The 13,264-nt window shown below is 71.4% G+C and carries 9 protein-coding genes and 1 pseudogene; 6 read left to right on the top strand and 4 right to left on the bottom strand.

All coding sequences use genetic code 11. The features are described 5' to 3' along the window. Window positions 1-226 precede the first annotated feature (226 nt). The gene (locus GKC29_RS18570) at window positions 227-955 is read left to right on the top strand and encodes a CBS domain-containing protein (RefSeq protein ID WP_196255652.1); all 729 of its coding nucleotides are present in this window, start codon (window positions 227-229) and stop codon (window positions 953-955) included. Between the two features lie 75 nt (window positions 956-1,030). Here the strand turns inward: GKC29_RS18570 and GKC29_RS18575 are convergent, their stop codons facing one another. Beyond that, window positions 1,031-1,528, bottom strand: a complete 498-nt coding sequence (locus GKC29_RS18575) for a hypothetical protein (RefSeq protein WP_155332031.1) — start codon at window positions 1,526-1,528, stop codon at window positions 1,031-1,033. A gap of 294 nt (window positions 1,529-1,822) precedes the next feature. Here GKC29_RS18575 and GKC29_RS18580 point away from each other — a divergent pair, with 294 nt between their 5' ends. Then, window positions 1,823-4,675 (top strand): DEAD/DEAH box helicase, encoded by a 2,853-nt coding sequence (locus GKC29_RS18580; protein ID WP_155332032.1) that lies wholly within the window; start codon window positions 1,823-1,825, stop codon window positions 4,673-4,675. Window positions 4,676-4,843: 168 nt separating this feature from the next. Here the strand turns inward: GKC29_RS18580 and GKC29_RS18585 are convergent. Further along, a pseudogene (locus GKC29_RS18585) lies at window positions 4,844-5,704 on the bottom strand (ARPP-1 family domain-containing protein); the annotation flags it as partial. Window positions 5,705-5,824: 120 nt separating this feature from the next. On the opposite strand from GKC29_RS18585, the gene GKC29_RS18590 reads away from it, so the two are divergent. Continuing rightward, entirely contained in the window at window positions 5,825-6,772 is a 948-nt protein-coding gene (locus tag GKC29_RS18590) for an NUDIX domain-containing protein (RefSeq protein WP_230688698.1), read from the top strand. Window positions 6,773-6,859: 87 nt separating this feature from the next. On the opposite strand, the gene GKC29_RS30585 is transcribed toward GKC29_RS18590, so the two are convergent. Next, window positions 6,860-7,240, bottom strand: a complete 381-nt coding sequence (locus tag GKC29_RS30585) for a DUF4326 domain-containing protein (protein WP_370463266.1) — start codon at window positions 7,238-7,240, stop codon at window positions 6,860-6,862. Between GKC29_RS30585 and GKC29_RS18600 the strand changes: the two genes are divergently transcribed. Both GKC29_RS18600 and GKC29_RS18605 read left to right on the top strand, forming a co-directional pair. Then, entirely contained in the window at window positions 7,158-10,880 is a 3,723-nt protein-coding gene (locus tag GKC29_RS18600; RefSeq protein ID WP_155332035.1) for a S8 family serine peptidase, read from the top strand. The genes GKC29_RS30585 and GKC29_RS18600 overlap by 83 nt on opposite strands. Window positions 10,881-10,978: 98 nt before the next feature. After that, window positions 10,979-12,310, top strand: coding sequence for a serine/threonine-protein kinase (locus tag GKC29_RS18605; RefSeq protein WP_155332036.1), 1,332 nt, complete (start codon window positions 10,979-10,981; stop codon window positions 12,308-12,310). Between the two features lie 30 nt (window positions 12,311-12,340). Here the strand turns inward: GKC29_RS18605 and GKC29_RS18610 are convergent, their stop codons facing one another. After that, window positions 12,341-12,739 (bottom strand): NUDIX domain-containing protein, encoded by a 399-nt coding sequence (locus GKC29_RS18610; RefSeq protein WP_155332037.1) that lies wholly within the window; start codon window positions 12,737-12,739, stop codon window positions 12,341-12,343. A gap of 212 nt (window positions 12,740-12,951) precedes the next feature. Here GKC29_RS18610 and GKC29_RS18615 point away from each other — a divergent pair, with 212 nt between their 5' ends. Then, window positions 12,952-13,257 carry a DUF1330 domain-containing protein gene (locus tag GKC29_RS18615; RefSeq protein WP_155332038.1) on the top strand — a complete coding sequence of 102 codons (306 nt, stop codon included), beginning with the start codon at window positions 12,952-12,954 and terminating at the stop codon, window positions 13,255-13,257. Window positions 13,258-13,264 lie beyond the last annotated feature (7 nt).

Below are 13,264 nucleotides of genomic sequence, written 5' to 3' on the forward strand. Positions count from 1 at the left end.
GAGGTCGTGGTCCGCGGGGTCGGTGTTGAGGACCCAGGCGAGAGGCATGGTGGGCGCCCTACGCAGGTGCCGTCAGCGCGCAGGTCGACGCGCCTTGATGGCGTCGTTGCTGCCGTGGCACGTGCGTGAGCTTCCTGCCCCTCATCATGATCAAGAGATGTGAGCTAGTGAACACCGCCTCCGGTTCCCGTTGGGTCGTCGCGACGCCGTGGCAGTGTCTGCGTCCGTGATCATCACGACGGCAGGTGCGCGGTTCCTCGCGGCGTTCAACGACATCGAGAAGCACATCCGGGCGAGCCTGCGCGCGGACGTCAGCGTCGGGTTCGCGCAGTTGGCCCGGGAGTACGCCGACAAGAAGCGGCTGCCGAATCACCACAAGAGCGCCCTGGTGGCGTTTGCTTCGCTGCGGAACGCGATCAGCCACGGTACCTACTACGGCGGTCGGCCGATCGCGGAGCCGGTAGAGGCCGTCGTGCAGGAGATCGAGCGGCTCCGGCAGCAGATCCTCGAACCACCGCTGGCGCTGACCGTCCTCGGTTCCGGCAAGGTCTGCGTGGTGCAGCCGGACGACCCGATCAGCGTCGCACTGGACCATGTCCGGACTTTTGGATACTCGCAACTGCCGGTGTACGACGGCGACGGCTATCGCGGCGTCCTGACCACCAACGCCATCGCTCGATGGCTCGCCGACCAGTTGACCAGGAACACCGGCATCGCGGAGGAAGAGCCGGTCTCGCAGGTGCTCGCGTTCGCCGAGCCGGGGGAGGACGCGATTCTGGTTCCCAGGACGATCACGGTGGTGGACGCGATCGACAAGCTCAGCCGAGGCAGGCAGGCCGGGCAGTTGACCGCGGCGCTCATCATCACCCAGAACGGGAACAGCACGGAGAAGCCGCTGCGTCTGGTCGCTCCGTACGACCTTCCGCTACTGACCGCGTCCCTCGCCATCACCTGATTCCCCGGCTGTGCCGCCGCTGGCCCCGGCGCATCGGCTGGAGCCAGCGGTCGACTGCGGCGAGAGAGCCGAGGGTCAGCCGGCGAGCGGGTTGAAGCTGCGGCCGTCGAGCACGTTGATGAGCTCGTCGTCGCGGGTGACCTCGTAGCCGTGCTCGCGCAGCTCCGCCACCAGCTCGCTCTCGTGGTCGATCGGGATCTCGAGATAGTCACCGTTGTGCGCGGTGAAGTGGCGCTTGCCGAACCGGTCCTGGAGGTCCTCGGGGAGCAGCTCGAACGCGCGCTCGGTGACCATCCGGGGCCAGTCGCCCTCCATGACCGAACCGACGTCGTTGATCTTGAAGGGTCGGTCGTCGGGGTACCCGTCCTCCGGCTCGTAGCACTCCGGGCCGGCGGGGTTCCACAGGTGGGTCATCTGGACCTGGCGGGCTTCTCCCCAGGTGCGGGCGGCGGCGAGAGCCTTGATCTCCTCGGCCTCCTCGGCGGCGGTGTCCGCGTCGGCGAAGGCCAGGCAGTCGTGCAGCTGGGCGTGGCCGTAGACCAGGCGGCGGATGGTCGGGTGGTGCGTCGTCATGGCCGACATGGTGCCGCGCAGGTACGACATCCAAGATCAGGTGATGATGTGGCGACCGTGAGCGGAATTGCTGATCCCATCGGCCGGACGGCTTGAAGATGATCACAAAGGGGTGACGCTCGCCTGCGGTCCGGCAAACGATCTTGTCCGGTCGGACCAGCCACTCGCGGTGCCTCCGCTCCTAGCCTGGTCCGCACAAAGCCCGGCGAGCACCTGCCCAGGTCAGGCGTAGGCAAGTGGCGGTGCTGCCACGACGCGGGGCCGCCGCCGGAACCGCGGGTGACGGGGGTCAGTGTGGGTGCTGGAGCCGAGCGCAAGCTCATCAAGGTCGTGCAACAGGCGCTGTCGGGCGGGCCGATGTCCCAGGAGGCACTGCTCGCGGCGCTCCGGCAGGCGGGTGTGCGTACAGACAGCACGGATCTCTACATCGCCTGCGCGACACACGGTCTCGCCGATCTGCAAGGCGACAGCTGGGTGCCGCGAGGCTGGGCCATCCCGGTGACCGAGACGGCACCAGCGCCGCCTCGTCGACGCACGCCGGAACCGCCGGCCGCCCGGCGGGCAGCCGCCGAGGTACGTCAGCTCGCCTCGTCGATTGGCATCCCTATGGACGAGTCGACCCCGCCGGTCGGGCCGGTGCCTGCTGCCTGGCCGCGGATCGCCGAACAGGCCGCCCGGGCGCTGCAGGAGGAACTCCGAGCTGTCACCGACAAGCGCACCCTGCAGGACGTACCCGTCAGCGGTGGCTTCGTGATCGCGGAAACGACGTCCCGGAAGCTGATGCGGTTCGAGGCTGAGGGCGATCTCGGGGTGTCCGAGGGGGCCCAGGCGACGCTGGTCGTCGACGGCACGCCGATCGACGTCGAGGTGGTGTCGGTCTTCGGCAACGTGGTGACGTTGTCGGTTCCGCCGGGGGCGACCGTGCCGGAAGAGGCCGTGCTGCGCTGCGACCTGTCCTGGCTGCTCTCTTCGCAGAGCAAGCGCCTGCGTGAGCTGGTCAACGGTGGGCCGGGTTTCAACGCCGAGGCCGCCGCGGCCCTGTTGGCCACCGGCGGGGCCGGCGCGCCACAGGAGCTGCCGGCCGTCGCGGCCGAAGACCTCAACCACGGCCAGCGGTACGCCGTCCAGCTCGCGCTCACCCCCGGTGTCACCTGGCTGTGGGGCCCACCGGGAACCGGGAAGACCACCACCATCGGCACCCTCGTGGCGGAACTCTGCGTACGCGGACTGCGCGTGCTGCTCACCGCCCCCACCAACGCTGCCGTCGACGTCGCCGTCAACGCGGTCCTGAAGCAGATACCCGAGCTCGCCGGTGGTGGGCTGGTCCGGCTCGGTCAGCCCGCTGACACCTCCCTCATCGGGCGCGCCGACGGGCACGTCCTGATCGACGAGATCGCCGCGAAGCGCGGCGAGGCCCTTGCGCAGCTGCGGGTACGCGAGGGACAACGGACCCGCAGCCTGCGGGAGCGGCTCAAACTCCTGGAACGGCGGCATGCGAGCCTCACCGACGAGGAGCAGGAGCAGCGGCTGACCTTGGAGCGAGACCTGGCCGACTCCAGCGCCTTGGTCCGGGAACTCGACGAATCCCTGCAGTACGTACGCCGACAGGTGTGCCGCGAGGCGGAGGTGGTCGCCGCGACGTCGCACCAGGTGGTGCTCAGGACGCTGCGCGAACTCACCTTCGACGTGGTGATCCTCGACGAAGCGAGCATGACCACGACGGCGCTGGCGCTGTTGGTCGCGGGCGCGGGCAGCGGCCACACCATCGTCGCGGGTGACTTCCGGCAGCTGCCGCCGGTCGTCGTCGCCGACACCCCGTCCGTTCAGGAGTGGCTGCTGAACAGTCCGTTCGAGAAGGCCGCTGTGGATGTCGCGGTGGGCCGCGGCGCGGCACCGGGTCGGCTCGCGGCGCTCACCGAGCAGTACCGCATGCGTCGCGACATCAACCACGTGGTGAGCGAGGCGTTCTATCCGGAGAGCCCGCTCGTCACCGCCCGACAGGTCTCCATCAGAGCGCGAAACAGCAGGGCGGACTGGGCCGACGGAGAACTCGTCCTGCTCGATACCTCTCGGCTGGGCGCGCGGACCGCACGGAAGCAGGGCGTGTCCTCGCGGTACAACCTGATGCACGCGCAGCTCGTTGCCGGGCTCCTCTCCGAATCGGGCGGCGACGTCTCCAGCCTCGGCGTCATCTCGCCCTTCGCGGCGCAGGCCCGGCTGCTGGAGTCGCTGCTTCCAGAATCGGAGCTGGAGAGCTGGGCTGCCTCGACCGTGCATCGGTTCCAGGGTGGTGAGCGGGACATCGTCGTCTACGACACCGTCGACAGCGGAATCGGTGTACGCCCGCTGCACCGCTGGTTCACCGAGGGCGAGTCCGGCGGTAACGGTGCCCGGCTGCTCAACGTCGCGGCCAGCCGTGCCCGCGACCACCTTGTGGTTGTCGCCGCCCTGGACCAGCTGCACCGGCACCGCACCGCCAGGGACGCCGTGTGGCGGTTCTTCGCGAAGCTGCTCGAACGGGGCCGGATCGTTCCGTGGGAGGAGGGGCTCGACCACGCGCCGGTAACCCGCCAGGTGAGCGGCGACATCACCGGGCTGCTCCGGGACGACCTGGCGGGTGCAGGTTCGGTCGAGATGTGGCTGCCCCGGGCGCCGCTCGTCGGGCTGCGGCCGCTGATCCCGTCGCTGAAGCTGGTCGCCGAGCAGGACGTCGACACCGAGCCGGTGACGGTCTGGGTGGAGCCGGACCCGGACGGCTACCTCTCGGCGGAGGCGATGGAAGCCAAGCGCGGTGGCGTGAACATGCGTCCGTGCGTACCGATCCTGGAATCCAGCGCGGTCATCGACGACGTGGTGTGGACCTCGACCGGCTCACTGCTCGGCCCCGATCCCGGCGTGGTGCTGCGGACCCGGCACGCCGCCTTCGCCGACGCGGTACGCCGGGCGCAACGGCGACGGCCCGGCATCGCACCCGGCAGCGGGCAGCTGGGCGATGACTGCGGTCGCTGCTCCCGTACCTTGGTCCGGTTCGAGGTGGGCCGGCGTGGTCTGCCGACCGTCGGTTATGGCTGCCTGCACTGCGACAGCACAAAGAACAGGCAGAGCCGCAATGTGTCGGAGCGGCAGCTGAGCTGGGGGCGTCCCTGATGCCTCGCGGAGCCGACGGGGAGGGAGGAGCCGGTTGCGTCCGCCGGCGCGCAATCCATCGGCCGGATCCGCCGCCGGCCGGTCGCGATCGGCGCCGAGGAGGCGGAGGCAGAGCCCCTGACGACCGGCACATAGCGCCGCGCCGAGCCGGCTGAGGACGGCATACGCTCACGCGGCGAGCACGAACTGGTGCTTCGCGTTCACGGCTGCGAGATGCAGCAGCCGGTTGCCGAGGGCGATACCCCGAGCCGACAACAGCTTGTCCGCGTCCGCGTCGAGCGCGACCGCCCTGCCGCCCATGCTGGTCGACCGGACCGGTGCCGCGGTGAGCCGCTGCACGAACGCACGCGCTCGGCGCCCGGGAGTGGGCTGCGGCGGCGCCAGGCGCGCGTCCAGGGCCACCGCCGACAGTAGGGCTTCCCACTGCTCGACCAGCGTCTGCGGGTCGTCGAAGACCTCCAGCAGCACCGGGTGACCGGCCGCACCGATGAGCACGCCACGCTGCCCGTACAGCGGACGGGTCGTGCTGAGGATCGCCGCCAACTCCGCCGCCTGGCGGTTCTGCAGGTCCACGAGGGACGAGGTTGGCGAGTTGCCCAGATCGCGCTCGTAGCGACTCACCCGCCGCCACACGTCGCTCTGGTCGACCTCCGTCCCGCGGCCGGGGGTCTCCGCGCGCAGGCCGTGCAACGCACCGCGTACGGCCAGCGGCGCGCGGTGTCGGGCCAGGCGTTGGATCTTGCCGCCCGCCCAGCGGTTCTGTTCGACGCAGGCGACATGGACGTCCCGCTGTCCCTGGGCGTCGACCAGCACGCTGCGCGTCACCACCCGGTGCTGCCATCCACCGTCGAGCAGCGCGCCTTCCAGCAGCAGCAGGGGAGTGCCGCCCGGGTTGCTGACCCGCAACGTCCCGACCACCGGGGTCGGCAGTTCGTCGATCCGGGCGTCCGCCGGCAGGGAGGTGCGGCAGGCGGCCGGTGCGATCGGGGCGTCCGTCCACACCGGGAAGACGGTGAGCGGTCCGGCCTGGGTAGGGGCGCCAGGTGCAGGGCGGGGAGAGCAGTCATCGAAGCCTCCTGTTGGTACTTATCTCGTTCGGCGCGGTAAAGCTAACAGGAGTTTTCGTGGTAGGCAAGATAAGGTGGTGGCGTGAAGACCGACGCTCAATCCGCATGGCGCGACAGCCAGGGCCGCCGGCTCGTCGACTACCCTCGTCCGTCGCTCGCGGTGGACGTCGCGCTGATGACGGTGACACCGCACACCGGCCAGCTCGCGGCCCTGCTGGTACGGCGGGACGAGCCCCTGGCCGGCAGCCGATGGGCGCTGCCCGGCACCTTCGTGCACGAACGGGAGCGGCTGGCCCAGACCGTGCTACGGCTGCTGCACGACAAGTGCGGCATCTCCGGGCTCGCCCCTCGACAGCTGCACGTCTTCGACGACCCCGACCGGGACCCCCGGGGGTGGGTCATCTCGGTCGCGCACGCCGACACCGTTCCGTACGACCGGATCAGTCGGCAGGTCGAGGAGCGGCCCGATCTCCACCTCGCGCCCGTGGCCCCGCCGGACGGCCACCGCCCGCCACTGCCCGAGGGCCAGGCCACGCTGCCCGCCGACCATGAGGTGATCCTCGCCCGGGCCGTAAACGACCTGCGGGCCCGCTACCGCGACGCGGCCGATCCGGACCGGCTGCTGAACGAGCACTTCACCATCCGCCAACTGCAGCAGATCCACGACGCCGTCGACGGCCGGGCCAGCCACAAGGACGCCTTCCGTCGATTCGTCGACGACAAGATCGAGGGCACCGAACACGTCGACCGGAGTGGGCCGGGACGACCGGCTCAGCTCTTCCGCCGCCGAGCCACCGATGTCGTCGTCCCGGCCGCGACCCGGGCCGGGGACACGGCGTACACGGCTGACGACCTCCTGGCTGCCGTCGCCGAGTACGCCCGCACCGTCGGCCGGGTCACCATTCAGGGCTACGCCTCGTGGGCTCGGTCCACCGGTCGTCCCAGCGAAGCGCTGATCCGCCGACGGCTCTCCGCCGAGCTGGGGGGCTGGTCCGGCATCGTCCGGGCGGCGACCGCTGAGCGGTCGTGACCGCTGGGCACCTCGCCGTCACCGGGGACCGGCCACCGGTCGTCCGCCAGATCGTCGGGTCACCGGCGTAGACCATCCCTCGAGTCGCTACGGGTGGATGGACGGCGGCGGTGAGTCGGCGAGTTCCGCGACCACCTCGGCGTGGCAGCGCTCCGGCACGCACCAGCAGTCGAGCCGGCGTCCGCGCAGGTCGGGGAGGAGGGCGAGGAGGTCGGGGCGGCCGAGCAGGTACGCCCGGTACTTCTCGATGACCTCCCGGCGGGGTCTGCGCTGGCACGTGTGGGTCATGGCCCAACTGCGCCAGTCGAACGCGTTGCTGTGACCGGTGCCGGCTCGCAAGATCCTGTCACATCGACATGCTCCGCCGACCCAGGAAGGGGCCTCCTTGCGTCCTTTACCCAACCGTAGGTCGGGGCTGATCGCGCTCGGCGTGGTCACCGCCCTGACGCTGGCCGGCACGCCGGCCACGGGTGCCGCGCCGACCGGCCCGGCCGGCCCGGTGCCGCCCTCCGGCACCGCCGTCCCGCCGCCGTCACACGGCGGTACGCGCACCGTCACCCTGATCACCGGTGACAAGGTCACCGTCGCCGCGACCGGCGGTCGCGCCGTCCACTCCGTCACGGGTGCGAACGGGACCAGCGCCAGCTTCCACCGCGTGGTCATGGACGGCTCGACGTACGTCTACCCCGATGCCGCCCTGCCCTACGTCACGGCCGGAGTGCTGGACCAGCGCCTGTTCAACGTGACCCGGCTCCTCGCCGACGGCTACGACGACACGCGCGTCGACCGGTTGCCGCTGATCGTCCAGTACACCGACGCCGCCGCCCGCTCCCGCAGCACCGCGACGCTGACCGGCTCGACCCTCGTACGTCGGCTGGAGAGCGTGCGGGGCGCGGCCGTCACCCAGGATCGCGACCAGGCCCCGGCGTTCTGGTCGGCGCTGACCGCGACACCTGCCGGCACAGTGGCCCGGCGCTCCGGCACCCCGACCTTCGCCGGCGGCATCGCCAGGATCTGGCTCGACGGAAAGGTGACCGCCACCCTGGCGGACTCGACGGCGCAGATCGGCGCACCGGAGGTCTGGGCGCGGGGGAACACCGCCACCGGGGTGAAGGTCGCGGTCCTGGACAGCGGCGTGGACCCCGGCCACCCCGATCTCGCCGGGCAGATCGACGCCACCACCAGTTTCGTGCCCTGGGAGGAGTACGTCGACGACTACAACGGCCACGGTACGCACGTCGCCTCGACGATCGCCGGCACCGGTGCCGCCTCGGACGGCAAGGAGCGGGGCGTGGCCCCCGGCGCCCGGCTGCACATCGGCAAGGTGCTCGACTCGGAAGGTCGCGGACAGGAGTCCTTCATCCTCGCCGGCATGGAGTGGGCCGCCCGCCAGGAGAAGGCCAGAATCATCAACATGAGCCTGGGCGGCGCCGGCACCGACGGCACCGACCCGATGAGCATGGCGGTCAACACGCTCAGCGCCGAAACCGGCGCCTTGTTCGTCGTGGCCGCCGGCAACAGCGGCCCGCGCACCGTCGGCACGCCCGGCACCGCGGACGCCGCCCTGACGGTCGGCGCGGTCGACGGCAACGACGCGCTCGCCGACTTCTCCAGCCAGGGCCCGCGAACCGACGGCGGGTTGAAACCGGAGATCACCGCGCCCGGTGTCGACATCCTCGCCGCCCGCTCGCAACTCGGCCGGGGCGGCTCGGGCCACTACCGGTTGATGAGCGGCACATCGATGGCGACCCCGCACGTGGCCGGCGCCGCCGCTCTGCTGGCCGCCGCGCATCCCGACTGGACCGGCCAGCGGCTCAAGGAGGCACTGGTCAGCAGCGTCAAGGCCACCAAGGAGTACACCCCCTACCAGGCGGGTGCCGGACGGCTCGACGTCGCCGCGGCGGTGGACGCGACGGTCTTCGCCACCGTCAGCGCGTACTCCGGCTTCCAGTACTGGCCGCACGAGCCGGGCAAGATCGACACCAAGCAGGTGACGTACACCAACGTCGGGGACGCCCCGGTGGAGCTGGCTCTGGCGGTCGACGTCGCCGGTGCCCCGGCCGGGCTCTTCACCCTCTCCGCCGACCGGGTGACCGTGCCCGCGAACGGCACCGCCACGGTGACGCTCACCGCCCAGATGGACCGGCTCGCGGCCGACCAGGAGTTCAGCGGCATGATCACCGCCACCGACGCGGCAGGTGTGGTCCGCGCCCGGACGCTGATCGGCGCCGGCAAGGAAGGCCAGCGGCAGAACCTGACGATCGTCGCCAAGGACCGCTCCGGTCGGCCCGCCTCCGGCAGGGTCCTCATCACCGCACGGGAGCTCTTCACCGCGATCCACCTCGACGAGGCCGGCACCGCCACCCTACGGCTGCCCCCCGGCAGCTACAGCGGCTGGCTCGACGCCGACGTCCAGGGTGCCAACGGTCCGCGCTCACTCGGCATGGCGCTGCTCAGCTTCACCGACGTCGAGTTGGACCGGGACCGCACCGTCACCCTGGACGCCCGGCAGGCCCGGCAGATCAAGGCGCACGTGCCGCGGCAGGGCAGCCCCGTCGGGATGCGGTTGGACGTCCACCGGTCGTACGGCGACAGCCTCGTGGAGAGCTCGACGCTCCCGAACGAGTCGTACGACAGCCTGTGGGCGCTGCCGACCGGCACCAAGGTCACCGACGGCGAGTTCGAGTTCGGGGCCCGCTTCCGGCTGGAACAGCCGGCACTGACCGTGGGCACCGGCTCGGAGACCTATCACGACCTGCTGGTCAAGCGCGGTGCCGCGCCGCTGCCGAAGGGCACCCGCAAGCTGACGGCGGTCTACGCCGGCGACGGTTCGACCGGAGTACTGGCTCGGCACGACGTGCGCGGCAAGGCCGTGGTCGTCCGCCGCAGCGACACCATCGAGATCCGCCAGCAGGCCGAGGCCGCAGCCGCGGCGGGCGCGCTGCTGCTCCTGGTCGCCGGCGACGGGATCGGTCGGCTGCAGCCGTGGGACGAGACACCGTGGACCCCGGAGAGCCCGGCCCCGCTGACGGTGGCGACCCTCAACGCCGACCAGGGCGCCTCGCTGATCGAGGCGCGCGACCGGGGCCGGGTCGAGCTGACGGTCGACTCGAACCCCACCACCGAGTACCTCTACGACGTGGTGCGGCACTGGAAGGGTGCGGTCCCCACCGACCCGACCTGGCGCGTGGACCAGCGCGACCTGGCCCGGGTGGATGTCTCCTTCCGCAACCACCGGCCCGGCAAGGCGAGGGAGTTCCGCGCCGACGTCTGGCACGGCTGGATCGTCGGGAACGAGCTCACGGCACCCGCACAGGGCGAGCGGACCGACTGGGTCACCGCCGGCGTCGACTGGTACGAAAGCGCCGGCATCAACGGCGAGACCGGGCAGGCCTCGATCACCGTCCTTCGCTACCCGGCCCGGCAGACCAGCCGGGTGAGCTGGTTCGGTCCGATCCACCGGCCCCGGATGGGACCCCTCGACGGTCTGCCGGTGCGGTACCTCGACGCGGTCTACATCCCCGTGCCCGGCTGGGGCGACTCGGGCTCCGGCCACGTCGGGGACGCCTACGGCAACTGGGACGTCCGTAACCGGGCGACGCTCTACCAGGGCGAGCGGGAGCTGCGCTGGGGGAACGCCGAGTTCCTGCCGGTCAGCGGGCTTTCCGCCGAGCGGCTGCCGTACCGGCTGGTCGTCGACAACGACCGGGCCGACTGGGCGAACCCGTACTCGCGACGGACGCTGACCGAGTGGAGCTTCACCTCCGCGGCCACGGGCGCCGAGTCCGCCGAGACGCTGCCGCTGATCCAGCTCGACTACGGGGTGGAGACCGACGTGGCGGGCCGGGCGGCCCGGAACGGCAGGCTGACGGTCACGGCCTCGCACCTGCCCGGTGTGACGGCCGGGATCCGCGCGGTCACCGTCGAGGTGTCGTACGACGACGGGGCGACCTGGCAGCGCACCGCGCTGACCCGGGACGGGGACGGCTGGCGGACGAGCCTCAAGGCGCCGAAGTTCGCGTCCTTCGTCACGCTGCGCACCACCGCCGGGGACAGCGCCGGCAACACCGTGTCGCAGACGATCACCCGGGCCTTCGGCCTGCGCTGAGCGTCACCCGGCACAACGATCCGGAGGCGGGGCCGCGTCCAGCGGCCCCGCCTACCTGCCTACGCGTAGGAAACCGGCGCCGGGGGTACGGGAATCGGATGCCGGACGTAGGGGACCTGATCGGAGACCGCTACCGCCTGGCCGATCGGATCGCTGCCGGCGGCATGGGCGAGGTGTGGCGAGCTGTCGACGAGACGCTCAACCGGACCGTGGCCGTCAAGATGCTGCACACGCGGTTCATCGAGGAGGCCAGCGCCGGTGAGCGTTTCCGGCGCGAGGCGCGGGCCATGGCCGCGCTGCGGCATCCGAATGTCGCGGAGGTCTACGACTACGGCGAAGCGCCCCTGCCCGGCGCGTCCGGGCTCGCCTACATCGTGATGGCGTACGTGCAGGGCCAGCCGTTGTCGGAGCGCGTCGCCGAGCTCGGTCGGCTGGGCACCGCCGAGACGCTGTCGATCGTGGCGCAGACCGCCCGCGCCCTGCAGGCCGCCCACGACGTCGGCGTGGTCCACCGGGACGTGAAGCCGGGCAACCTGATCATCGAGCCGGATGGCCACGTCGTTCTCGTCGACTTCGGTATCGCGGTCTCCCCGGAAGCGACGAGTCTGACGGCGGCGAACCAGGTTGTGGGCACCGCCCTCTACATGGCGCCGGAGCAACTGTCCCGGAATGCGATCACTCCAGCCGCCGACATCTATGCCCTGGGGGCGGTGGCCTATCACTGCCTCGCCGGCCATCCACCGTTCGAGGGCGAGAACGCGGTCGCCGTGGCCCTGCGCCGCCTCGACGAGGAGCCGCCCTCGCTGCCCGACCATGTCCCGGGGCCCGTGCGTGACCTCGTCGCCACCGCGATGGCCAAGGACCCCGATCATCGATTCCCGACCGCCGCAGCCATGGCCGCCACCGCAGAGGCAGTCTCCGGCTCGTCCGCCTCGCCGACGGCCCCCGCGCTCGCGGCGGTGGCCCCGGCCGCGCCGGAAGCCGCCCGTCCCGCGACTCCCGGGTCACCGGAAGCGGCACGCCGGCCTGGCCGAGGCGCCTGGCGTGGGATCGGCGCCGTCGTGCTCGTCCTGCTGGCCACCGCGGCGGCAGCCGTGGTGTTCGCTGATCGCACCGGATGGTCTCCCGGTCGGTCCGGTGTGCCAACGCCCTCCGTGGTCACGTCTCGGCCGGATTCCGTCGGGGGTGACCCTGTCAACGCTCCCAGCGCGGCGCGAAGCGCCCGGCCCGATCCGGACCGCACCACGCCCGCTGCCCGCGCCTCCGAACCCGCCTCGGGACCGTCGAGCAACCGACCTGGTGCAACACCGTCGGCCACGGCCCGCACCTCAGCGGCGCCGGCCGTGACGACGGTCGATCCGACGCCGGAGCCGACCGGTGGCCCAGGGAGTGGGTCGCCGTCCCTGTCGCCGCCCCCACCTACTCCCTGAACGGGCCGCTGGGGTCTGGCGACAAGGCGTTCAGGTGAGCCGGGCCGATTCGTGGAGATGGTCGAAGATGAGCTGGTCGACCGGGGAGACGCGGTCGCGGTCGCGGTAGGTGAGCCAGGCGATCTCTTCGATCTCGTTGTCCGGCTGGAGGGCGCCTCGGTAGTCGGCCGTGTAACAGGTCATCCGCACGATGGTGCCGTCCGGGTGCCCGTGGGCCTGAGCATGGAAGGTCCCGAGGTGTTCGGCGCTGTCGGCGACGATGCCGACGGCCAGTTCCTCGCGGATCTCGCGGGTGAGCGTGTCGAGGTCGCTCTCGCCGGGTTCGCGCTTTCCGCCCGGGAGGTAGTAGACGTCCTTGCCCCGGGAGCGGGAGCTGAGGATCGCGCCGTTCTCCAACCGGATCCAGGCGACCTTGTCGATGACGGTCATCGCGAACCACCTGTCGGATCGGAGCCGTGGCCGTGGACCTGGCGGCGCGTCGTCATGCCGCAATCTTGCCCGCCGGGCGTACGACACTCAAGATCGGCATACGTCGGCCCGCCGGTCGGGTGCCCGTTAGGCTGGCCGGGCCCGGCCTCACCACCTGGAGATGTGCCCCTCCCAACTGGCCTGATCACTCACCCGTACAGGAGACACCGACGATGGCGAAGGCCTACTGGATCAACACGTTCCGGTCCATCACCGACCAGGAGAAGCTCGCCGCGTACGTCGAGCTGGCCGGGCCGGCGATGCGCGCGGCGGGGGGTCGGTTCCTGGCGCGTGGCCTGCCGGCTCACGCGTTCGAGTCCGGGATCGTGGAGCGCACGACGCTGATCGAGTTCGACAGCGTGGAGGCCGCGGTCGCCGCGTACCGCAGTCCCGCCTACCAGGAGGCGCTGCGGGCGCTCGACGACGGCGCCGAACGCGACCTGCGCATCATCGAGGCGACGCCCGAGCCGCCGGCGTGACCCGCCG

This window comes from Micromonospora sp. WMMC415, from assembly GCF_009707425.1.
Lineage (GTDB): Bacteria > Actinomycetota > Actinomycetes > Mycobacteriales > Micromonosporaceae > Micromonospora.